General features: G+C 43.0%; 26 protein-coding genes. 8 read left to right on the forward strand and 18 right to left on the reverse strand.

Annotated elements, in window-relative coordinates; translation table 11 throughout:
* Positions 1 to 5: 5 nt before the first annotated feature.
* The 7 genes from hemW to RA178_RS06825 all read right to left on the reverse strand — a co-directional run bounded on the left by hemW (position 6) and on the right by RA178_RS06825 (position 5,115).
* Complete coding sequence (hemW, locus tag RA178_RS06795) at positions 6 to 1,172, reverse strand: radical SAM family heme chaperone HemW (RefSeq protein ID WP_263162131.1); 1,167 nt, start codon at positions 1,170 to 1,172, stop codon at positions 6 to 8.
* Complete coding sequence (gene rdgB, locus RA178_RS06800; protein ID WP_131523655.1) at positions 1,172 to 1,789, reverse strand: RdgB/HAM1 family non-canonical purine NTP pyrophosphatase; 618 nt, start codon at positions 1,787 to 1,789, stop codon at positions 1,172 to 1,174. Before rdgB ends, hemW begins: the two co-directional genes overlap by 1 nt.
* A 122-nt stretch (positions 1,790 to 1,911) precedes the next feature.
* On the reverse strand, positions 1,912 to 2,346 hold the full coding sequence (locus RA178_RS06805; protein ID WP_105251872.1) for a DUF4426 domain-containing protein: 435 nt from the start codon (positions 2,344 to 2,346) through the stop codon (positions 1,912 to 1,914).
* Positions 2,347 to 2,481: 135 nt separating this feature from the next.
* Positions 2,482 to 2,787 carry a DUF167 family protein YggU gene (gene yggU, locus RA178_RS06810; RefSeq protein WP_168824592.1) on the reverse strand — a complete coding sequence of 102 codons (306 nt, stop codon included), beginning with the start codon at positions 2,785 to 2,787 and terminating at the stop codon, positions 2,482 to 2,484.
* The gene (locus RA178_RS06815; protein ID WP_306685006.1) at positions 2,787 to 3,335 is read right to left on the reverse strand and encodes a YggT family protein; all 549 of its coding nucleotides are present in this window, start codon (positions 3,333 to 3,335) and stop codon (positions 2,787 to 2,789) included. Before RA178_RS06815 ends, yggU begins: the two co-directional genes overlap by 1 nt.
* Before the next feature lie 46 nt (positions 3,336 to 3,381).
* Entirely contained in the window at positions 3,382 to 4,200 is an 819-nt protein-coding gene (gene proC / locus RA178_RS06820; RefSeq protein WP_168824572.1) for a pyrroline-5-carboxylate reductase, read from the reverse strand.
* 216 nt (positions 4,201 to 4,416) lie between these two features.
* Positions 4,417 to 5,115, reverse strand: coding sequence for a YggS family pyridoxal phosphate-dependent enzyme (locus RA178_RS06825; protein WP_306685007.1), 699 nt, complete (start codon positions 5,113 to 5,115; stop codon positions 4,417 to 4,419).
* 35 nt (positions 5,116 to 5,150) lie between these two features.
* Between RA178_RS06825 and RA178_RS06830 the strand changes: the two genes are divergently transcribed.
* From RA178_RS06830 to hemH, 4 genes are all read left to right on the forward strand, one after another.
* Entirely contained in the window at positions 5,151 to 6,188 is a 1,038-nt protein-coding gene (locus RA178_RS06830; protein WP_006082517.1) for a type IV pilus twitching motility protein PilT, read from the forward strand.
* 9 nt (positions 6,189 to 6,197) lie between these two features.
* Positions 6,198 to 7,310: a PilT/PilU family type 4a pilus ATPase gene (locus RA178_RS06835; RefSeq protein ID WP_028761282.1), complete on the forward strand. Its 1,113-nt coding sequence runs from the start codon at positions 6,198 to 6,200 to the stop codon at positions 7,308 to 7,310.
* Between the two features lie 187 nt (positions 7,311 to 7,497).
* Positions 7,498 to 8,037, forward strand: a complete 540-nt coding sequence (locus RA178_RS06840) for a glutathione peroxidase (protein ID WP_173243652.1) — start codon at positions 7,498 to 7,500, stop codon at positions 8,035 to 8,037.
* Between the two features lie 32 nt (positions 8,038 to 8,069).
* Positions 8,070 to 9,083, forward strand: a complete 1,014-nt coding sequence (hemH, locus tag RA178_RS06845) for a ferrochelatase (protein WP_263148734.1) — start codon at positions 8,070 to 8,072, stop codon at positions 9,081 to 9,083.
* An 87-nt stretch (positions 9,084 to 9,170) separates the two neighbouring features.
* Here the strand turns inward: hemH and ruvX are convergent, their stop codons facing one another.
* The 4 genes from ruvX to RA178_RS06865 form a co-directional block, all read right to left on the reverse strand.
* Positions 9,171 to 9,596 (reverse strand): Holliday junction resolvase RuvX, encoded by a 426-nt coding sequence (gene ruvX / locus RA178_RS06850; RefSeq protein WP_028761279.1) that lies wholly within the window; start codon positions 9,594 to 9,596, stop codon positions 9,171 to 9,173.
* A 29-nt stretch (positions 9,597 to 9,625) separates the two neighbouring features.
* Complete coding sequence (locus tag RA178_RS06855) at positions 9,626 to 10,189, reverse strand: YqgE/AlgH family protein (RefSeq protein WP_173243658.1); 564 nt, start codon at positions 10,187 to 10,189, stop codon at positions 9,626 to 9,628.
* A gap of 66 nt (positions 10,190 to 10,255) precedes the next feature.
* The gene (gene yciH, locus RA178_RS06860; protein ID WP_263165733.1) at positions 10,256 to 10,585 is read right to left on the reverse strand and encodes a stress response translation initiation inhibitor YciH; all 330 of its coding nucleotides are present in this window, start codon (positions 10,583 to 10,585) and stop codon (positions 10,256 to 10,258) included.
* A 177-nt stretch (positions 10,586 to 10,762) separates the two neighbouring features.
* Positions 10,763 to 11,080 (reverse strand): hypothetical protein, encoded by a 318-nt coding sequence (locus RA178_RS06865; RefSeq protein WP_105253083.1) that lies wholly within the window; start codon positions 11,078 to 11,080, stop codon positions 10,763 to 10,765.
* A gap of 180 nt (positions 11,081 to 11,260) precedes the next feature.
* Between RA178_RS06865 and RA178_RS06870 the strand changes: the two genes are divergently transcribed.
* Positions 11,261 to 11,821, forward strand: coding sequence for a DUF4136 domain-containing protein (locus RA178_RS06870; protein WP_263255231.1), 561 nt, complete (start codon positions 11,261 to 11,263; stop codon positions 11,819 to 11,821).
* 360 nt (positions 11,822 to 12,181) lie between these two features.
* Positions 12,182 to 12,823, forward strand: a complete 642-nt coding sequence (locus RA178_RS06875) for a trimeric intracellular cation channel family protein (protein ID WP_028761275.1) — start codon at positions 12,182 to 12,184, stop codon at positions 12,821 to 12,823.
* Between the two features lie 75 nt (positions 12,824 to 12,898).
* Here the strand turns inward: RA178_RS06875 and tpx are convergent, their stop codons facing one another.
* The 3 genes from tpx to RA178_RS06890 form a co-directional block, all read right to left on the reverse strand.
* A complete protein-coding gene (gene tpx / locus RA178_RS06880; RefSeq protein ID WP_105251878.1) occupies positions 12,899 to 13,492 on the reverse strand; it encodes a thiol peroxidase in 594 nt (197 codons plus the stop codon).
* Between the two features lie 123 nt (positions 13,493 to 13,615).
* Complete coding sequence (locus RA178_RS06885) at positions 13,616 to 14,443, reverse strand: mechanosensitive ion channel family protein (protein ID WP_028761273.1); 828 nt, start codon at positions 14,441 to 14,443, stop codon at positions 13,616 to 13,618.
* A gap of 32 nt (positions 14,444 to 14,475) precedes the next feature.
* The gene (locus RA178_RS06890) at positions 14,476 to 15,066 is read right to left on the reverse strand and encodes an OmpA family protein (RefSeq protein WP_306685008.1); all 591 of its coding nucleotides are present in this window, start codon (positions 15,064 to 15,066) and stop codon (positions 14,476 to 14,478) included.
* Positions 15,067 to 15,409: 343 nt separating this feature from the next.
* Here RA178_RS06890 and ltaE point away from each other — a divergent pair, with 343 nt between their 5' ends.
* A complete protein-coding gene (ltaE, locus tag RA178_RS06895; protein WP_306685009.1) occupies positions 15,410 to 16,423 on the forward strand; it encodes a low-specificity L-threonine aldolase in 1,014 nt (337 codons plus the stop codon).
* Positions 16,424 to 16,617: 194 nt separating this feature from the next.
* Positions 16,618 to 18,093 (forward strand): HDOD domain-containing protein, encoded by a 1,476-nt coding sequence (locus RA178_RS06900; protein ID WP_263191130.1) that lies wholly within the window; start codon positions 16,618 to 16,620, stop codon positions 18,091 to 18,093.
* A gap of 98 nt (positions 18,094 to 18,191) precedes the next feature.
* Here RA178_RS06900 and RA178_RS06905 read toward each other — a convergent pair whose 3' ends face one another.
* The 4 genes from RA178_RS06905 to RA178_RS06920 all read right to left on the reverse strand — a co-directional run bounded on the left by RA178_RS06905 (position 18,192) and on the right by RA178_RS06920 (position 22,828).
* Positions 18,192 to 18,740: a nuclear transport factor 2 family protein gene (locus RA178_RS06905; protein WP_263184917.1), complete on the reverse strand. Its 549-nt coding sequence runs from the start codon at positions 18,738 to 18,740 to the stop codon at positions 18,192 to 18,194.
* A 23-nt stretch (positions 18,741 to 18,763) separates the two neighbouring features.
* A complete protein-coding gene (locus RA178_RS06910) occupies positions 18,764 to 19,588 on the reverse strand; it encodes a M90 family metallopeptidase (protein ID WP_263173097.1) in 825 nt (274 codons plus the stop codon).
* A 110-nt stretch (positions 19,589 to 19,698) separates the two neighbouring features.
* A complete protein-coding gene (locus RA178_RS06915; RefSeq protein ID WP_306685010.1) occupies positions 19,699 to 21,438 on the reverse strand; it encodes a GGDEF domain-containing protein in 1,740 nt (579 codons plus the stop codon).
* A complete protein-coding gene (locus tag RA178_RS06920) occupies positions 21,425 to 22,828 on the reverse strand; it encodes an ABC transporter substrate-binding protein (protein ID WP_263162281.1) in 1,404 nt (467 codons plus the stop codon). Before RA178_RS06920 ends, RA178_RS06915 begins: the two co-directional genes overlap by 14 nt.
* Positions 22,829 to 22,951 lie beyond the last annotated feature (123 nt).

Genomic DNA, 22,951 nt, shown 5'->3' on the forward strand with positions numbered 1-22,951 from the left:
CAGGCTTAGCAGAATTGTGTCAGTAAATCATTAACAAACATATGACCTTTACTGGTTAATTGCCAATGTTCAGCGGATTCTGTGAGTAAACCGCGTTGTTTGGCTTTTTCCATTCCTTCGGTCAATGTGTCTCTGTGTTGTCCTGTGCGCAGTTCAAATTCTTGCTTAGGAATAGGTGTCATCAGACGCAGGCGATTCATTAAATATTCGAGCGCGCGGTCTTCCTCTGCAACTTCAATCGATTCGAAGGTGTAGTTGTGTGCACTCAGATATCCCTTGGGATGTTTAATTTTTACCGTGCGTATGATGCGGTTTTCTTCTGGCAGCGTCACTTTGCCGTGGGCGCCACAGCCTATGCCTAGATAATCACCAAACTGCCAGTAGTTGAGATTGTGCCTACATTGGTAACCAGGTTTTGCGTAGGCAGATATTTCGTATTGCTCATACCCTAATGCGGCCAGCTTTTGTTGACCTTGCTCATAGATATGCCAGAGCGCTTCGTCATCGGGCAGCTGCGGCGGTTTTGAGTGGAATAGGGTGTTGGGCTCAATTGTTAACTGATACCAAGATAGGTGTGGCGGGTTAAGCGCCGCTGCCGTGTCGATATCGGCCATAGCTTCAGCAAAACTTTGGTTGGGTAATCCATGCATTAAATCGAGGTTAAAACTCAAGTATCCCGCTTGGCTGGCTTTTTGAGCGGCGACTTGTGCCTCGTTTTGATCGTGAATACGTCCGAGTAAGTTGAGTTTATCCTTAGAAAAGCTCTGCACCCCGATAGATAAACGAGTGACGCCCGCTGCACGATAGGCACTAAAGTCATCGTGCTCTAAAGTACCAGGATTGGCTTCCATAGTGATTTCGATATTGTCACTAAAGGGAATTAGCGCATTGGCACCATCGAGTATGCGTTTGATTTGTTTAGCATCGAATAATGATGGCGTGCCGCCACCGATAAAGATGGTATGGATCTGTCGCCCTTGGACGAGATGTAAATCTTGGCGTAAGTCTTCCAATAGCGCATCAACATAAGCCTCTTGTGGCAGTTCGCCATTTTGGCCATGGGAATTAAAGTCACAATAGGGACACTTTTGTACGCACCAGGGAATATGGATATACAGACTGAGTGGTGGCAGTTCGAGCTTCATCGTAGTAGTCACGGCAGTTGACGACATTATTGTGCATTCCCGCCTGTTAATACGCCTTGGGCTTGCATGGCAGCGATGAGTTGCACTAGAGCTTTACCACGATGACTTAAGGCATTTTTCTCGTTGCTGCTCAGCTCTGCCGCGCTACATTGATAATTTTCAGGGATAAAAATCGGATCGTAACCATGGCCATTAGCGCCGCGTTGGCTAAAGTCGATTTGGCCTTCCCATGAGGCTTGACAAATAATCGGGGTAGGGTCTTTCGCATGGCGCATATATACCAGTACGCATTGGAATCTTGCCCCGCGAGGTGCTGGCTGGTCTTTTAACGTCTCAAGTAGTTTCAATACGTTGTCTTGATCTTTGGCATTTTCGCCCGCGTAACGTGCTGAATAAATGCCTGGAGCGCCTTGGAGTAAATCCACTTCTAAACCCGAATCATCGGCAATGGCCGCAAGTCCGGTGATTTCGGCGGCATGCCTTGCTTTGATAATGGCATTCTCTACAAAAGTGGTACCCGTTTCTGCTACTTCGCTGACATTAAACTGGCTCTGCGGCAGTACAGTGACACCGTAGCTTGCGAGCATTTGATCGAATTCGGCGAGTTTGCCTTTATTACCGCTGGCGAGGACGATTTGTTGCATGGAATACCTATCATAAATGGGGCGACGTGCGTTGGCACTATGATACCCAAGCTCAATAGTAAAGGACAGGGAAAGGGGTTGGCGCTACAGGAAAGCAACGCCAACAAAGGTATAAAATAGGTTTATTCAACGTAGAATTTTTGCTTGAACTGTAAGTTCGTGTTCAGTTGATTGCCATATTTAATTGCGATATTGAAGTTGATTTCCTGATCATCGCGGTAGGGCACTTCGGCAATGTAATAAATCGCATCACCTTCGCGGATCTCTTTAAACGTTAGATTGATTCGCGCATCTAACAAATTATTAGCAACTCCAGTAATTTCAACGGGTACTGCGGGCTTATTCGCTTCGCTAATATCTAATACGGCAATATTGATGATGCCAGTGTAGTTACTGCGCTTAATGCCATAGGATTTGGCTATGCTAGGCGTTAAAAATGTACTGCCAAGTGCCATGTAATGAATATCAAAATTGCCGACAGTTTCTTTTTGCTCGGCATTTGCAACACCGCAAAGGCTGGCCGTGAGGGCTAATACAGCGAGAAGATTACGGAACATGATGGGATACCTCATATTAGGGAATGTTGGATTATAGGGCCGCTGTGACTATTTTTTCTAATAAATTAATAGCATTCAAAGGATTAATTCGTTTTCAGTTGTACGATTCTTTAACTGAGTGACCTTTCAACTGAATTACCTTTCACTATCTTGCCCCATCAGTTCAGTAATGACACTTGGGATGATCTTAGGGTCAATAATGCGGATTTGTTTATGTCGGCCAAGTTCACCTTTTAATATGTGAATATCGCTCTTTGGCACTTTAAAAGCTTTTGCTAAGTACTTGCTTAAATGGGCATTCGCTTTGCCATCAATAGGCGGCGCAGTGATGGCTACTTTTAGCTCATCACCGTGCAATCCTACAATTTGATCTCGGCTGGCCTTAGGCTGAATGTAGAGATTGAGCAGCAAGTCACCCTGCTGCAAAGTCACTGCACTCATTAGATCACTGCCCAATAAGGGATATATTGAGCAAGTAACATATTGAGGAAATTCATACCAATAATGACCAGCATTACGGATAAATCTAAACCACCAATTGGCGGTATGATACGACGTATTGGTACTAATAGGGGTTCAGTTAACTGACCCATAATCATTACAATTGGATTATAGCCTTGGTTAAACCAGCTTAAGATTGCGCGTATTAATAGCATCCAAAATAGCAGTACCCCTGCTTTTTTGACCACAGATACAACGGCAAACAGCAAAAATAACAGTATGTCTATGCCACCGCCCGCAATGAGGCTAATTAATAGCAGCTTGGCTATCACAACCAATAATGCGAGGACGAAAGATGCGGTATCAAATCGCCCTAAGGAAGGCAAAATACGGCGCATTGGTGCGATGAGCGGGTGAGTTGCTTTAACAATAAATTGGCTAAAAGGATTGTAAAAATCAGCCCTTGCCAGTTGTAACCAAATCCGCAAAATCACCACCATCAAATAGAGATCGAATAGAGTGGTGATTAAAAAGGTAAATGCATTCATCGAGATTTCTACCTATTAAAGTTCGATATAAAAACGTGTTAGTGGATCAAAATGTTTTAGCCATTTCTTCTGCACGATTAATACAGTTTTCCATGGCTTTTTTTACTAAGCCGCGCATATCCGCAGCTTCAAATGTCGCCAGCGCTTGTGCGGTGGTGCCGCCCTTTGAAGTAACATTCTCCCTTAAATTACCTAAGGTCAGTTGTGGGTTTTGCTTTGCCATCATAGCAGCGCCAAGCGCAGCTTGCTGCACTAAACTTCTGGCTTTTGTTTCATCCATTCCCATTTCTTTGCCTGCATCTATCATAGACTCCATTAGCAAAAAGAAATAAGCCGGTGAACTGCCCGATAGTGCAATCACTTGATCTAAATCTGACTCTTCATTTACCCACACTATTTCGCCGCCGCTTGACATCAAACGATCGCAAATGGCTTTCTGATCGGTAGTAATGCTTTGAGGCGCATAGAGGCCAGTCATACCCACACTAATTTGCATCGGCGTATTTGGCATGGCGCGGATAAGCTTGATGTCTTGTGCCAGATAGTCGGTATATCGCTTTGCTTTAATGCCCGCAGCGATAGTGATGACTAACTTATTCGACAGCTCGACTGTCTGTAATGCTTCACAAACTTGTTGCATCAATTGTGGTTTTACTGAAAGTACTATGACATCGGCAGCTTGCGCCGCTGCCAAATTATCCTGAGAAACCAAAATCCCAAAATCGTCTTTTAGTGCATCGAGTTTACCTTGGCTGGGATTAGTCGCTTGGATGAGTTGAGCTGGATAGCCGCTATTGATTAAGCCACTGATGATGCTGCGCGTCATATTGCCGGCACCGATAAAGCAGATTTTCTGTTGATCCATTTGATTCTCTTCAGTGTGTTAACCGTTAACTTGTAACATCTTCACCTTAAATTAAGATGATAAAACGGTTAGTCATTTGAATGACTGAGCCTGATTATCGACTCTCGCTAATTGCTCTTAAATCGTTAATGTTCGGTGTTCTTAAATACAGTATTTGGGCATAAAGTGCTAAAAACAAGGTTAAACTGACCTCTAACTAAATGCCTAAAGTGGATTTTACGCAGCGTAATTGCGCTCACCAAAAATGGCACTGCCAATACGTACCATAGTTGAACCGCAGCTAATCGCTGTATCTAGGTCATTACTCATCCCCATTGAAAGCGTATCTACAGCGGGATAATGCGTTTTAAGTTCTTGAAATAGATTGTTTAACATGGAAAACTCTTTAAGCTGTAACTCTGTATCTGCGGTAGCAGTTGGAATTGCCATTAGGCCCCTCAGTGCTAAGTTAGGTAGCTGAGCTATCAGTTCGGCCAGTGGCAGCATTTGAGCCGCATCTATGCCAGATTTTGTGTCTTCAGCACTGATATTAATTTGAATACAGACGTTTAATGGCGCCAATTCGGCCGGACGTTGCTCATTGAGACGTAGGGCAATTTTGTCGCGTGAGAGGGTATGCATCCAATCGAAATGCTGGGCGACTATGCTGGTTTTATTGGATTGGAGTGGGCCGATAAAATGCCATTCTATGTCCGGGAAATCCCCCTTGAGCGCAGTAATTTTTTCAGCGCCTTCTTGGACATAGTTTTCGCCAAAGCAACGCTGACCCGCTTGGTAGGCTGCTATAATGTCTTCAATAGGTTTAGTCTTGCTGACGGCAAGTAAGCGAATACTGCTGGGGTGGCGGGCACTTTTTTGCGCTGCTTGTGTGATCCTGCGCTGTGCGATTGCGAGTCTGTCTGCTATTGTTGTCATGATGTAATTATCTAGTTGCAAGGATATCCCAAACGATGGAAATCACTGAGTTATTGGCATTTAGTGTAAAACACAAAGCCTCGGATCTACACCTTTCTGCAGGGATATCTCCCATGATCCGTGTTGACGGTGAAGTGAGAAAAATTAACCTGCCCGCGCTCGATCATCAAGGTGTACACAGTTTAGTGTACGACATAATGAATGATAAGCAGCGTAAGGACTACGAAGAACATTTAGAAATAGATTTCTCGTTTGAAGTCCCTAATCTTGCACGCTTTCGTGTTAACGCATTCAATCAATCCCGTGGTGCAGCGGCTGTGTTTCGTACCATTCCAAGTGACATTTTGTCACTTGAGCAATTAGGTGCGCCGGAAATTTTTAAAAAAATTGCCAGTTTCCCTCGCGGATTGGTGCTAGTGACTGGACCTACGGGGTCAGGTAAGAGTACCACACTTGCCGCCATGGTGGATTACGTGAATGAAAATCGACATGATCATATCTTAACCATTGAAGATCCTATCGAATTCGTTCACCAAAATAAGCAATGTTTGATTAACCAACGTGAAGTTCACCGCCATACCCACAGCTTTAATGCGGCGCTTAGAAGCGCACTACGTGAAGACCCAGACGTGATTTTAGTCGGTGAGATGCGTGACCTTGAGACCATCCGTTTGGCTATGACCGCCGCTGAAACAGGCCACTTAGTGTTTGGTACCTTGCATACTACTTCTGCCGCGAAAACGATTGACCGTGTGGTCGACGTATTCCCCGCCGGTGAAAAAGACATGGTGCGCACTATGTTGTCTGAATCGCTGCAAGCCGTTATTTCGCAAACCCTGATTAAAAAGGTGGGAGGAGGCCGTGTCGCCGCCCATGAAATCATGATGGGCACGCCCGCTATCCGCAACTTAATTCGTGAAGACAAAGTGGCGCAGATGTATTCGGCAATTCAAACAGGTATGGCCCATGGAATGCAGACCTTAGAGCAATGTTTACAGAACTTAGTCAATCGCGGTCTTATCACTCGTGAAGATGCAATGGCGAAAAGTTCGAATAAACAAGCGACATTTTAAGGATTTATGATGGATGTTCGTCCGTTTTTAAAAGTGATAGTGGAACGCAAAGCCTCCGACTTGTTCATCACTGCGGGTTTTCCGCCGAGTGCCAAGATTGACGGTGAATTGCGTCCCTTGGCAGAAAGTGCGTTTACACCAGCACAATCACTGGATTTTGTTGAATCCTTAATGACCGAAGCGCAGAAGCAAGAGTTTCATTCGACTCGTGAGTGTAACTTCGCTTTTGCGGCAAAGGATTTAGGTCGTTTTCGGGTGAGCGCCTTTTGGCAGCGTGAATCGCCAGGCTGTGTGATGCGCCGTATCGAAACTAAAATCCCTGACGTCGATGATTTAAAACTGCCACCCATTCTGAAAGATCTGGTGATGAGCAAACGGGGTCTCATTATTATGGTGGGCGGAACGGGTACAGGTAAGTCGACATCCCTAGCTGCCTTGGTGGGATATCGTAATGGTCATGCTCGTGGTCATATTCTTACTATCGAAGACCCAGTCGAATTTGTTCACGACCACAGAAAAAGCATTATCACCCAGCGTGAAGTGGGCATAGATACTGAATCTTTCGATGCAGCGCTAAAAAGTTCGCTTCGCCAAGCACCCGATGTGATCTTGATTGGTGAAATTCGTACCCAAGAGACGATGGAGTTCGCCCTGTCGTTTGCTGAAACAGGCCACCTCTGTATGGCAACCTTGCATGCCAACAACGCCAACCAAGCATTAGACCGCATTATGCACCTCGTGCCTGAGAGTAAACATCAACAGTTATTGTTCGATTTGTCATTGAATTTACGCGGGATTGTGGCGCAGCAATTGATCCCTAAAGTCGATGGCACTGGGCGTCGCGCCGCGATTGAAGTATTGATTAACACCCCAAGGGTGGCGAGTTTAATTGCGAAGAACGAGCTGCATTTACTCAAAGAAACCATGGCAAAATCCAACGAGCAGGGCATGCAGACGTTCGATCAGGCCTTGCTGAAACTTTATGTCGATGGCGAGATTAGTTACGCCGATGCGCTGCACCATGCTGATTCACCAAACGATTTACGTTTGATGATTAAATTGCAGAATAAAGAATCCACGGGCTCAGGTTTTATGGAAGGTGTCACCTTAGACATGGACTAACGCGATAGTCAGGTTCTGGGTTAGGCAGCTCTTTATGGGCTGCTTTTTGTTGGTGTAGTTAGATTTTCGTTCAGCTCAATCGGTTTTACTTCATCGCTATGCAGTCGTTAACCATAGCTTTTATTTTTTAATTCAATATGATCTTTACCTTGTGCGTTTGCGTAATGTACTGGTAAAGGAGAAAGCAATGAAAAAATTACCCATGATATTCGCTATGACAGCGAGCTTGATGAGTGTTGGCGCTATGGCGGCCACTTGTCCCGAGTATCTGAACCTTGAAGTACGAAAATTACATTCTGAAGAGACAGTTAATCTGTGTGAATTGACTCAGGGAAAACCAGTGTTGATTGTTAACACGGCCAGTAACTGTGGTTACACCCCGCAGTTTAAAGCGCTCGAAAAATTGCATGAAAACTACAAAGATAAAGGCTTAGTGGTCATTGGTTTCCCATCGGATGATTTTTTCCAAGAAGAAAATGATGAGAAAGATACGGCTAAGGTGTGTTACATCAATTACGGTGTCACCTTTACTATGCTGTCGACATCGCCAGTACGTGGTAGTGACGCTAATAGTGTCTTCAAATACTTAGCCGAAAAAACCGGTGCGCCTAAGTGGAATTTTTATAAGTATGTCGTCAGCGGTGATGGTGCGGTTGTGCAACAGTTCAATTCTAAAGTGAAGCCAGATAGTGAAGAGCTTAAGCAAGCGATAGAATCTGTACTTTAATCTTACGAATATTTATTAATTAAGAGGCTGTTTTGGCTAAATTTTCAGGCTTATCCAAAGAAGTTGGACACGGGCAGCGCGGCAAAGTAGGCGTGTTGTTGTTGAATTTAGGTACTCCAGATGAACCCACAGCATCTGCTGTTAGACGTTATCTTGCAGAGTTTTTAGCGGATCCCCGAGTCGTCGAAATTCCTAAGTTAGTGTGGATGTTGATTTTACACGGGATTATTTTGCGGGTACGGCCAGCAAAATCGGCAGCATTATACCAAAAGGTATGGACTGCGGCAGGTTCACCGTTAATGGACATTAGTTTGCGTCAAACGGCAAAGTTAGCGGATAAGCTTAACGCTGATAACCATGATGTTTCTGTGCATTTAGCCATGCGTTATGGCAGTCCATCGGTCGCCAGTACATTGCAAACTATGCATCAAAATGGCATTGATAAAATCGTGGTGTTACCTCTGTATCCCCAATATGCGGCGCCAACTACGGGTTCTGCTTTTGATGCGATTGCGGCTGAGTTGTCCAAGTGGCGCTATATTCCAGCACTGCATTTTATTAATACTTATCATGACAATGCTGACTTTATTAATGCTTTAGCCAATTCGATCACGGCTGATTTTGAAGCCCATGGTAAACCGCAAAAATTGGTGTTGTCATACCATGGAATGCCTGAACGTAATTTGCATTTAGGTGATCCGTATTACTGCTTCTGCATGAAAACGACTCGACTTGTCACCGAAAAGCTTGGGTTAGGTAAAGATGAGTTTGTCATGACTTTCCAATCGCGTTTCGGTAAAGCCAAATGGCTACAACCTTATACCGATGCGACTTTGAAAGCGTTGCCGCAACAAGGCGTGCGTGATATTGCTATCGTCTGCCCAGCTTTTAGCGCTGATTGTTTAGAAACGCTGGAAGAAATTGTTGGTGAGAATGGTCATCTCTTTGCCGAGGCGGGCGGTGAGAAGTTCCGCTACATTGCTGCACTAAACGATGATGATGCACACATTACTATGATGGCAAACTTAGTGAAGCCACATTTTTGATCTGGTAATTTATCGGGTTAAACATCAAACTAAAAGGATAAGGCAACTTATCCTTTTATTTTTATTGTAGTTTTATTTATTGTGGCATTACTTGCTGAAGTTATTTTCGAAGTAGCTTTCGATGATAAGGACGGCCGACACCGCATCGACTTGACCTTTGGTCAGCGCCTTAAACCCGCCCAATTCGAATAATCTTGCCTTTGCATCGGTAGTGGTTAATCGCTCATCTTGAGTGGCTATTTTGACTTTGAATTTTGCATTGATGCGATTAGCAAATTTACGCGCCCTGTGGGTCATATCTTGCTCTGTGCCATCCATGTTTAAGGGCAGACCAACGACGACTAAGTCAGGTTGCCACTCTTTGATTAAGTCGCCTATCTGATCCCAATTTGGGATACCATCGACGGCCTTGAGTGATAATAATGGTGTGGCGCTGGCGGTGATCTCTTGGCCTATAGCCACACCAATGCTCTTAGTGCCAAAATCAAAGCCTAATACGGTTTTCGAATTCATAGTGTGCGGACTTATATTAATAAATAGGCTTAAGCGTGACCCGCTTGAGCTGAAACTTGCCAAGCATCAAATCCGAGAGCACGGCTGGCCTGTGGCCAACGGTCTTCGTGTTTAATGTCAAACAAGAGCGCATTCGTTGCTGGAATTGTGAGCCAAGAATTATCGGCAAGCTCTTGTTCGAGCTGATCTTTACTCCACCCAGCATAACCTAAGGCGACGAGAAACTTCTCGGGCGATCTGTTGCTTCCAATCGCGGTTAACACATCACGGGAAGTGGTTAGCATTAAACCACAACCCAGATCTGTGCTATTGGCCCAATAGGGCTGAGAGGTATGCAGCACAAAGCCGCGATCTTGGGAGACGGGGCCGCCCATCATGACATTGGCATTGAGCACTAAATCCGCGGAGACTTGCTCTGCCGGCAAATCCATTTGTTCTAATAGCGAATTAACTTCGATACCGAGCGGTTTATTGATCACCAGCCCCATGGCGCCTTTGGCATCATGTTCACAGATATAAATGACTGAGCGTTCAAAAAACGTACCGTGTAGTGAGGGCATAGCAATTAAGAAATGGTTCTGCAAACTCTCCATTAAACTACTCCGTTTGATGTGGCTAAGTTGATCTAGCTTGCTGCTATATTGCTAAGTCGGGCGAGATTAACCGCCAGCTAATTTAACTTTGTAGTTTTGTTTCTCAAGTAATAGCTTTAATTGCTCGCGGTTGTCTGTTTGGACCTCAATAGTGAAATCTTTAACCGTACCACCACAACCACATTGTTTCTTAAGGGTTTGTGCCATTGCTTTTAACGCTGCTTCATCGAGACCTAACCCAGAGATAATCGAAACGCCTTTACCTTTGCGGCCTTTACTGTCTCTATGGATCCTGACTATGCCATCGGATTCCGGAATCGCTTTAGTGATGGGCTCAGCATTTATACGGCCTTTATCGGTACTGTATACTAAGGATACATTAGGATCTGCTTTCATTGGTTTTATTCATTGATATTAGAAGGTGACTTATACCGACTCAGTTTATCAAATTTGCAGGGGTTCTGGGAGGTAAAAAAAGACCACTTGAGGATTCTCCTTAAGTGGCCAATACAAAATGCTAACTCTTTGCAGGGAAGTAAGCATATTTTTGAAAAGTAAGCTTAAAGCTCAGGATTAATTCATTCGCATGAATACCATGGCTATCAGCGCCACAGCGGTGAGTAATGCACTGGGCATAATAAATTTATGTAACTTAGGTAACGCAATTAAGCAGGCTGTTGTAACAAAACCAAATGCAGCGACTGTGGCATAGTTAGTGCCATTAGCAATGGTATCAATAACCAACCAGCCAAGCACTAGGAGGGGTAATATCAGTAAACTAGTAGGCAAATGACGTTTTATTTTGGCGTTATTCGCCTCGAGAGAAATTTTTTCTGGTGCAAGGAAAAAAATGGCAGATGCAACCATAAACGCGCTAATAAACCAGTACATTTCAACACCCCCTTTAAATCTTAATTGATAATCATTATCATCTTTGATTTTGCTGAAGTCAAGCTGAATGAGATGCTGCTTTTTAATCAATTGAGTTGTAGATTAGGCTATTGCTCTGTAAGCTAAATTCATATCTCTGATACTTGTCTTTGTTCGGGTCGAACATCTGAGGAAATTAAGATGAAAAATATTTTTGTAGCATTAGCTGTGTTGGCACTCAGTGCCTGTAGTTCGATGAAGTCAGGTTGGGATTTTGATCCTAGCGCAAATTTTACCCAATATAAAACCTATGCTTGGGTTGCTCAGAAAACGGATTCTGCCGGATATCATCTAGATGGCTTGATGGATCAACGGGTCAGAGAAGCGGTGAATAGCCAGTTAGCGAGTAAGGGGATGACATTAGTTGATGCAAAAGATGCTGATGTACTTGTTAATTATCTGACCAAAGTTGATAAGAAGATTAATGTTGATACCTTCAATAGTAATTTTGGCTACAACCCATACTATGGTCCAGGATGGGGTTGGGGCGGCAATATGCAGACCCAAACCACAGTAAGAGAATATGAAGTTGGCACCCTGATTATTGATTTGGTTGATAATAAAACCACTAAACTGATCTGGCGTGGTTCTGTTGCCGATACCATTCGCGACAAAAATACCCCAGAAGAAAGAGCACAGATCATCAATCAAGCTGTGGGCAGTGTAATGGCAAATTATCCACCTAAGCCTGACACTAAGTAGTTCTGATTCAGTTTGAATGAACATTAAGCGGCCTAAGGGCCGCTTTTTTGTGGTTGATTTTTATGCTTTTTGTCTAAGGTATTAGATGATCTGCAGTTATTTATCATCTGATTGGATTTACGTTATTAATACTAATTAAAAATTCTATTTTCATAGATGACAATGTGAAAGTAACATTTTTATAACTGACTATTTTGTATAATATTTATCCTATAACTTAATAAGGTTGTAGGAACCTGCATCAGATTATTGATAAGATGATGAATTAATTTTTCTAATGATGAATTCAAAATAAAATCATTATAGAACTGAGAGGTTATCAGGCAGAATCAATTCTTTGAGTTGTTGGTAGTAGCAAAGATGCATGAGACGCAGATTATTGGATTACTTTGGCTGATTGGGATTATTGCTGAGGCGATGACGGGCGCTCTGGCGGCTGGCCGCAAGCAGATGGATTTGTTTGGTGTGGTGATCATTGGCTGCGCAACGGCAATTGGTGGCGGCACACTAAGGGATATGATGCTCGGAAATTACCCCTTAATTTGGGTTGAGCATGTGCATTACCTTATTGCGATTGCATTCGCTTCTTTGCTCACTGTCGCTATCGCCCCTGTGATGCGTTATCTGTCTAAGTTATTTTTGGCTATTGATGCCTTAGGTTTAGCCGTATTCTCCATCGTGGGCGCACAAAAGACGTTAATGCTGGGATTTAGCCCAACAATAGCCGTAGTTATGGGATTGGTCACAGGTGTCTTTGGTGGCGTTATCCGCGATATTCTGTGTAACCAAGTGCCTTTGATTTTTAAGAAAGAACTCTATGCGGTGATTTCACTACTGACGGCAGGCTTGTATATCGTCTTAAAAGCCTATCAGTTAACGGAATGGATTAATCTGGTTATTTGTTTAAGCGTTGGTTTTAGCTTACGGATGTTGGCGCTGCGATATCATTGGTCTATGCCAACCTTTGACTACCAATCCAGTGGCGATCAGCATACACATTAAATCGTAAAACCAAATCGTAGAAATAGAACCGTTAAATAAAAGGGCAGCTAAGGCTGCCCTGTTTTTAGCGGTAAATTACTGCTGGGCTTGAAGGGTTTTCAGCGCTTCAAGTGCGGCATCATAGTTAGGATGCTCTGTGATGTTTGGTACTAACTCTTGATATTGGAGCTTACCTTCTGCATCTATGATGAAAATGGCTCTAGCCAGCAAGCCGTAATCTTGAATTAACAAACCATACTTTTCACCAAAATCACGCCAAACGCTATCTGATAGCACTTTGATTTTATCTACGTTTTCCACTTTACAGAAACGCTTCTGTGCGAAGGGTAAATCGGTACTGATCGTTAGCATGATGACGTCATCGGAAAAATGGCCAACTTCGCTGTTGAAGCGCTTCGTCTGCAGTGCGCAAACACCTGTATCTAGGCTTGGCACGGCACTTATCAGTACAGTTTTACCCTTAAAATCACTTAGCATCACTGGCGTGAAATGCTCATCAACGACTTTAAACCCCGGCGCCATTTGCGACAATTTTGGTCTTTTCCCTTCTAAGGTGACTGTTTTTTCACCCATTAAAACCTGTGTTTTCTCACTGGCGAGTGTATTGGGACTCATCAGAACTAGGCTATAAATACAGCTTGCGGCTAAAAATGAAACATATTTTTGCATTGGATTTCCTCACACATGAATATCTGTGCCTTCGCTAATATCTGTCCATTAAGGTACGCTAAAATGATGCGTAGAACCATAAAAAAAGGTCGGTAATTACCGACCTTTTTTATCCACTAATTGTTATTTGCTTAGTGGTAATTCTTTGACATGGATATCCATTTGTGGGAATGGAATACCTATATCTGCAGCGTCTAATGCATTTTTTATTTGCTCAAGCAGTTGGAAACGTGCAGTCCAATAATCAGATGTTTTTACCCAAGGACGAACCACGAAATTGATTGAAGAGCTAGCCAATTCAGAAAGTCCAACTGTATATGCTGGATCTTTTAACACATACTGGTTGTTATCTAAAATATCGGTCAATACTTTTTTAGTGAGTGCGATATCGGCGGAATAAGATACGCCAATCACTAAATCGATACGACGACTATCCATCGCTGAGTAGTTAGTGATAGTGCCATTCATGATAGATGAGTTTGGCGCTACGATAACTTTATTATCAGGAGTACGAAGCTTGGTTGAGAATATGGTTATTTCATCAACAGTGCCGGCGATACCTGCAGCTTCAATATAGTCACCTACGCGGCAAGGGCGGAATAACACCATTAACACACCCGATGCAAAATTAGACAGAGACCCTTGTAGCGCTAAGCCTATTGCTAAACCTGCAGCACCGATAACGGCTACCAGTGATGCGGTTTGTACGCCAATTTGGCCTAACGTAGCAATAACCGCGAAAACAAATACCACTGCCCAAGCGAGGTTTGCGACAAATGAAACGACTGTCGGATCAACTTTACGGCTGTTAAGTAATTTACGAACAAGCTTCTGTGCTACGCCCGCAAAGTATTTACCAACAAAGAAGATGATAATGGCGAATAATGTTTTTAAGCCATAAGTCACAATCAGATCTGGTGCTTGTTTTAATAAACCTTCGAGGTTTTCCATTGAATAACTCCCTAAATATACGCTAACAAAAACTATTTATTATTGACGATAAATTCTACTCGTCGATTTAAACTGCGCCCTTCGCTAGAACGGTTGTCCGCTACAGGTTCAGATATACCTTTACCTATTACGGTAAAGCGATTTGGATTAAAGCCATAGTCTTCAACCAAAATACGTTTTACATTTTGAGCCCGTTGAAGTGATAGTTGATAATTAAACTCTGGTGTACCAACGATATCTGTGTGACCTACTAAGGTTAATTCAACATCATTTTTTTCTAAGAATGCTTTTACTAAGGCTAAAGTTTTCCATTGAGAAAAGTCAACCTCAGCAATGGCAAATTCAAAATACACCATAGCTGCAGAAATATTATGACAATCTGTGTTTAACTCAGCATTTGAATGACTCATATCGCAAACTGGTGATGCAGTCATTTCCACAGCGGCTTCTTCCACACAACCATTAGCCATAACAGGTGTATTTGGCTCTGTGTTAGGACAGGCATCTTTGATATCTGGCACTCCATCTCGGTCAGTGTCAGACCAAGCAAATACCTGTGATGTTAGGCTTAAACTTAATAGCAAAAGCGCTAGCTGAATCCATCGAGATTGGGAGTTTTTCACTACAAATCACCTATTGAACGATAAGTATTAGTCAAAATTACTAAAGCGATCGCATTGTTGTAGCATGACCATCTTAGTGTGGCATTCTAACGAGTAAGACTCTTTTCGCCAAGCTAAACGCGTACAAGCGTTCATACATCGACAGATAGATATCGGCAAGATCTTGAGTATATTTATGTTTTTATTAGTAGATGTCAGTATGTCAATACTTGCTTCAAGCATGAGCGAGGTTTTACATCGGTAAATTTGTCGACAAGTATGACGATAAACTATACAAAATAAGCCTTTAGCGCTAGAGTCTTGAGCCCATTATGCGCCAACCAAACTTTAAGTTGAGGACAAGATGATAGATTTACGCAGTGATACTGTTACCCAGCCAACAGCAGCCATGCGGTTAGCCATGTCCAGAGCCGAAGTGGGTGATGATGTTTACGGTGATGACCCTACGGTAAATAGTTTGCAGGATATGGCTGCGGAGATGTTTGGCTTTGAAAGTGCATTATTTACCTGTTCGGGTACTCAAGCAAATTTATTGGCTTTGATGGCCCATTGTGATCGTGGTGATGAGTACCTGTGCGGTCAGCAGGCTCACAATTATAAGTTCGAGGGCGGCGGCGCTGCTGTCCTAGGCAGCATTCAACCTCAACCTTTAATTAATCAATTAGATGGCACTATTGCATTAGCTGACATTGAAGCCGCAATTAAGCCTGATGATATCCATTTTGCTCGTACTCGTTTGCTTAGTTTAGAGAATACGATTGGCGGTAAGGTTCTCCCGCAAAGCTATTTGGCGGATGCGCAGGCATTAGCCTTTAATCGCGGATTAAAAATTCATTTAGACGGTGCGCGAGTAGCCAATGCTGCGGTGGCGCAGAATATCGCGATAAGTGATATCACGGCGCACTTTGATTCAGTGTCGATTTGTTTATCCAAAGGATTATGTGCGCCAGTCGGCTCATTACTCTTAGGTGATGAACGCTTGATTAAGAAAGCCATTCGTTGGCGTAAAATGCTTGGTGGTGGCATGCGTCAAGCTGGGATACTTGCCGCTGCGGGTAAGCTTGCTTTAACTGAGCAAGTACAACGGCTGAGTGAAGATCATGACAATGCGGCGTACTTAGCTCGGCAGTTGGCAGAATTCAGTGAGTTCGACGTCAATTTAGCCGCAGTACAAACAAATATGTTATTTGTTACATTAGCACCCCATATTGATGCGAACTTATTGGCTAAACACTGTCGAGCGGAAGGCATCCTGATAAGCCCAGGGAGTACACTTCGGCTTGTGACTCATAAAGATATCAGCCGTCAGGATATAGATAAAGTGTTGCGTGTTGTTAAGCAGTACCTCAAAGCCTAAGTGTGGATTGATTTCCTGTTTTACTGAAATGCCCGAGCTTTGTCTTGGGCATTTTTATAGGCAGGCATTGCTTAATGTTGAATTATTAAGCAATTAATGAATGATTTGCTAAAACAAGCTTTAGACAACAGGCGAAATGTTTGCGTTTATCTATACTAAAAACAACAAGATTATATCGCTAAGGTAACTTTAGGTTGAAGCCTAATAACAATACTAATAAAGGGGTCGATTATTGGACAAATCGGATCAGTGAATTGGAAATGCCAGCACTGTGTTCGACTGTTAAATCGCTAGAAAAGCTCGCCAAGGATGACGTTTCCTCTCTCGCATTACTCGGGCGTAGCGTGATGCACGATAACGCCTTAACCTCTCGTATTCTTCGAGTTGCTAATAGCGCTATTTACCATAAAGGTAGTAGCCAAATCTCTACTGTCAGCCGAGCGGCTATAGTGCTTGGTTTTGATGCGGTGCGAAATATCTGTATCACAGCCAAGTTACTCTCAAGCTTGTTAGAGAGTAAAAATTTGGCACCTAACGTATATCAAAGATTAATAAAGTTGATGGCTAAAGCATTTCAAGCCGCCATGATTGCACGGATGATGTTGAGCCATTATGACGAAGAAATGCAGGAGGAAGCTTTTATAGCCTCTTTACTGTATCACATAGGTGAGAGTGCTTTTTGGAGTATTGGTGGTGAGTTCACCGAAGAGTTAGATCTAAAACTGCGTGAATGTGTAACGCCAGCAGAGGAACGAAGTATAACCCGCGAAGCCCTCGGCACTTCTTTTTCACTATTAACTCAAAGTATTGCCCGCAATTGGGGATTGGGAGAACTGTTGGTCCATGCAGTTAATAATCCTGAAGACCAAAGACCTGAAATTCGGTCTATTTTTATTGCGGATAAGCTCTGCGATATTTTATCTCAGCCTAATCTTGATAAGCAGGAATTAGGGAAACGTATCACGCAAGCGGCGAGTTTTACTGGACTAGAAGAAAATGAGTTTATGGTGCGGATGCAACGCTGCGCGAATGCGACCCATAAGTTAGCTGAAGTATATGGTGCTAAGGTGTTGCTAGACTATCTACCAGATCCTAAGCGTATGGTCACAGCTAAACCTGTTCCACTTCCCATTCCATTAGATATGCCTGTTTATCAAGTTAATTTGAATATTCAGTTAGCTAAGCTACGAGAACTTACAGGCTTCGCCATTAATAAAGCCGATTTTAACCAAATCATGCAAACGGTTCTCGAAGGTATACTTGAGGGCGTTGGTGTTGACCGGTGCGGCGTGCTGTTATTGTCACCAAGCCGTAAACAACTTCAACCTAGAGTGATATTAGGTCGTGATGCCGATGCCATTAAGCAAGAGTTTATTATCGATTTGAGCGATAGACGGGGATTATTTTACCAAGCGATGGAGCATAAGTTACCGCTTTGGGTAGATGATCCTAGCTCTAAGAAATGGCAAGAGCAGTGTAAAGAATTACAAGCGCGACATGTGTCACGTCAAGGCTTTTTATTGGCGCCATTATTAGTCGATAGTAAAGTGATCGGGTTTTATTACGCGGATAGGGGCCCTTCGGAAAGGGCATTTGAAGACGTGGATTTTCAAAGTTTCATCCACTTCTCCCAATTAGCTAATGTGTGTTTTACTGTGTCTCTGAGATAGTGGTATAACTTAATAAATTGTTTTTTTTAATAATTTAATTTCAAGCTGTATTCTTTCGAAATTGCACTCTTTCAAACCGTATTTTGGGGAGTGCTGCGCTATTGTTTGTTTACGGCTTTAATCTCGGCAGTTATTTGCTTAGCTACCTCATTAGGAATGGGAAAGCTTAAATGGTATTGCGCTATTTCCCAGTTGCCATTGGTTTTGATTAAAGTGCCTGTTCCTCGACTGACGCCATAGGCTGGACTATTTAATAACTCGTCAAACAATATGACATTGCCGTGTTGGATTAAATGCCGCTCAGTTAAATCATAGCGCCAACCTTTTGTGGGGCGGGAGTAACGTTCAAATTCCGCCATTCCCCAGCGCTCACTCGCATCCGTGCCAATAAAAATGCCGTCTTTTCGGTACAGGGCAAAGTATTTATCCCAATTGGCATCGCTTGAATATTGGTTGAGTAAATCTAATACGTGAGCCGCCGCTTGTTGATCAGGATTCGAAGTCGTTTGAGTGCTTTGTGTTGGCGAGTCCTGTGCCTGTACGCTTACATTAAGGCCGCCAAGCATTAACGCGCTGAGCAGTAACCCCAAGGTAGCGCGATTAATATTGGAACCTTTAACTGAGAATGCATGAGTGTCTTTGAGCATTTGCGTGCCTCTACTTTTATGGGTTAATGCCAGTTTATCGGATCGAGTTGATAAAAGCGGCTCAGTTCCCGATACAAGTCTGGGTGTTGTTGGTAAAAATCCTCTGGTTTCTCAAAAAAGACTTCGGTGATGACGGCAAAAAACTCAGCGGGATTAGTCGCACCATAATAATTAAATAATGAGGGCATGCCAAAATTTGCACTGTGTTGTAATTGGGTAAATTCCCTACTTAGCACTTCAGACCAAGTGCTGTAGTCGGCAAAATGCTGCATAATGGGTGCGCCATTGGCTTGGCCATCTTCTTGATCGAGCTGATGGGCAAACTCATGGATTACGACATTATTACCATCATGGGGATCGGCGGCGCCGTCTAGAGTATTTCTCCATGAGAGCACAACTTTACCGTATTCCCATGATTCCCCTGCTAGCACATTGCGTTGTTCCCACACGATACCGCTAATGTCTTTATGTTGATTATTGACGATAAAGGCATCGGGATAGACCAAAATCTGTTTCAGTTTGGGGTAAAAGTCGGTTTTACGATTGAGTAGCAGTAGACAGGCTTGGGCCGCGATTGTGACTCTTACTTCATCCGTAATCTCAAAATTATCGCAGCCGATAAAGACTTTCTCATCGATGAAAATTTGGATATGCCGTTTGAGTTGCAGTTGTAGATCTGCGGGTAGAGCATGGAAGTAAGGCAGTCTTTTTTTGAGAATGCTGCGCCATTCTTTTGGAAAAGGTTTCATCGTGACTCGTCGACGATGTAAGGTCTTGCGCCAACGACTCGACAGTAGCCAGGTAATTGCGCCAATTCCTAGGATAAGCGTGATAACAATAGCGAGCATACTTCCCTGACTTTATCCTGATTAACTTAGTATTAGCTAATGGGGGTGAAGTTAGCTTAACTCAATCCTCTGGTGAAAAAAGAAACTGAACCGTCGCCGCATTTTTATGGTTAGGAATAGCGAACAGGTTGGTTTAGTCGTGTCTCTGTACGATTGCGACCTGTTAGTTTGGCGTGATAGAGAGCCTCATCAGCTTGATTAATTAAGCTATTCGTATCCATAGGTTGTGATCGCTCCCAGCAAGTAATACCAGCGCTGATGGTCAGTATGCCGTCATGGGGGGAGTCTTCATGTGGTATTTTTAAATTGATGATTTTATTGCGTAATATTTCAGCAAAATGATATGCCTCCTCGAGATTGCTCGATGGCAGTACTATCATGAACTCCTCTCCGCCATAGCGGGCAAGCATGTAAGTGGGTTGTTTCAAGATCGATTTGGCGGCATTCACGATTTTCTTAAGACATTGATCGCCTGCGACATGACCATACCTATCGTTAAATTGTTTAAAATTATCAATATCAAACAGAATTATACCTAGGGGCATGTTGTGGTCCCTTGCATACTCTAATTCTTTTTGGAGTTGTAAATCTAAATAGCGGCGATTATAGCAGCCAGTTAATCCGTCGGTTTCGGCCATGCCTTTAACCTGAGCTGCGTAGCTTTTTAATGTCTCTAAGGAGCTCACCATTTGCTGGAGCTCTAAGTTATCAGTGACAGGCATTCTGGCGTCGAGTTTTTCATTGGCAATGGCATTCATTGCATCTCGAGTCGCCATGACAGGCTTGATGATTCCCTTAGTGATAAAGTGCCAACTGGTGAGCCAGATGAAGAAGCAATATAAGATGCCACTGCAGAAAATTAATACGATAAATGCGGTGCTATCGTTTTTAAGTTCGCGGCCTGTTTGCTGAATTTCATTTTCAACTTGGTTAACGAGATCCTGCGTATAGGTCGCAACGATTTGTGCGGCATCAGCTTGGTATTCTAAATGCGCATTGGCGATATGAGTGCTTCTAATTGCTTTGCGAGAAAGTTCAAAGAGGTTGTCTTCACCGACCATGGTCTGTTTTATTTGTGATAACAAATTAAAATATAAGTTTTTATCGCCACCGATACTATCAAGCATAGCCTCCATGCTTAACAGCAGTCGCATAGCATCTCTTTGGGTTTGGTTTAGTTCAACTAGATTGTCGATGATATTCACTTGAGTTAACTGGGTAAATAAGTGTTCTCCTAGATGACTAAATAAAGATAGCTGCTGATTTGTATTGATATTTAAAGCAATCTGGTCAACGTTTCTCAGCTTAAGCTGACGTTCAGAGTCCGTATTAATACGCTGAAATTGGGTTTGCATTTCATCGCTAAATCCCGACGCCATTGACGTTAAGTTGGCTTGAATATTGGAAGCCTGTGAATTGGCTTGTAAGGCAGTATCGGTTAACGTGTTGAGTAATGGCAGTTGTTGTAAGTAATACAGTTGAGTATCTAAGGCGTAATTTAATTCTTGCTTATTGACAGTAGAAGTTTCTATTGAGGCCAGTAGTCGTGAGTCATTGATGAGTAATTCCCATTGTGCAGAAAGTTCGTCTAATAGGCTAGTTCTTTGTTTTTCATCATAATAATTATTCAATCGTGCAGTAATGATTTGTAGTTTTTCACTGTTTTTTGCCAGTTGCAGCGCAGTGGTGACTTTTACCACATCGACCCCTACTAAGTGTTCAATTTCTGATTTGAGTTGCTGTGACAGTAGTATGGCGACAACACCATTTAATAGCGCCATGCCCACTATGATATAGAAGGCTGAGGTTATTTTTTGTTTCAAACTTTTCAGTGGTTTAGTGCTTGGCATTATTTTCTTTGTCAATAGCAGGTACCTCTCCATAGGTATTTTGGAGGTGTTTTATCTCTGCACTTAATTTAATGAAAATATCTTCACTGTTAGCGGGTCTGCGGCTTGCGCTAAAACAGGCGTGGCTGAGTTCAGGGTAAATTTGTCCCATGGCAGTACTGGTGAAATGCCCAAAGGATAAGACCTTAGTAGACCAAAACATATTGGCTATGTGGCTTGCCTCAAATGCGCCAGCTATGCCTCTTAAAGATTCATCTTTAAATTCTGGGGCTGTTACTACATCCATACGACAGGGATTACCACCCCCCATAGCATAGGCATGTTGTGCCTCATAGGTGCCCATATATTTGAGCAGCCAATAGGCAGCTTGAGGGTTTTTGCTGTCGTAGCTAACGGCAAAGGCATAAGCGCCATTGTAGGGATAACCGCCAGGCACTTGGCTTACGGCTAGACGCGCGCCGAGAATGTTCTGTTCAACTTTAAAGGATTTATACCACAGATTATTGTAGGCAAAAGGCCACATTGCTGCTTGACCTGTTGCAATAGCATTAGCTGCTTCATTGAAAGCAAACTGCTCGTTAGCGGGAACGGCATAGGGCATTAATTCGCGATATTGCTTGGCCGCTTCAATTGCTTCATGGTTGATGGTAGGCACTTCAAAATGGGAGATCTGTTTCTGGCTGTTATAGACGGGCTGCATCCAAGTGCCACCTAAGCTCCAAATCATGCTAGAGAATTCATCGTTAATATGGGGCTTATCACCCGACATTAGCGCTAGACCGTAAAAGTCATGAGTCAGTATTTTATCCGCCAATGTAGTGCCTGCTTTACGAGTGAAGAACTGAGCTTGATCTCGTAACTCTGTTAAGGTTTTTGCTGGTGCGAGTGGATAGCCAAACTGACGCAGAAAGTGAGCTTTTTCAGTTTTATTATCAAAGAGATCTGCTCGATAATGATTCCCCATAACATAATTGTTATAGGGAATAGCATGGATTTCACCTTGATAGGACAAGATGTTAAGTAGCGATGGGTAATAGGGTTCTAGGTATTTCTCCATGGCCTTTTCGCCATCGGGATCGTAAAGTTTAGCGAGTTCAATTAAGGGCACTGTATAACCATTGGCAGCCCATTCTTTAGCCCAGCCCGCTTCCATTGTGAGTAAATCGTATTTGCCTGAACCTTGAAGTAAATTCTGGGTCTGTAAGTTAAACATATCCTCTAATTCAGTACTGACCACCTGCACTTTTACGCCGGTTTTAGCGGTGAATTTAGGTAACATTTCTTGGGTTAAATAGTCGGTCCAAAATCCTTTTTCAGCGACCAAAGTAATGGGGGTTTTGTTTGTTAGCGGCGGGATTTGTGCCAATGAAAATTCTGCGTAACAGGGCATCATTATCGCTGCGGTTAAACAAAGAAAAATAAATCTGATCTGGTTTAACAAAAATAACACCTTAATGTTACGTGTTGACTCTGAGTTAATATCATTAATTCAGCATTATGTATATTTAAGGAT

Origin of the sequence: Shewanella oncorhynchi (genome assembly GCF_030848765.1) — a bacterium.
In the GTDB taxonomy this organism is placed as follows: Bacteria; Pseudomonadota; Gammaproteobacteria; order Enterobacterales; family Shewanellaceae; genus Shewanella; species Shewanella oncorhynchi.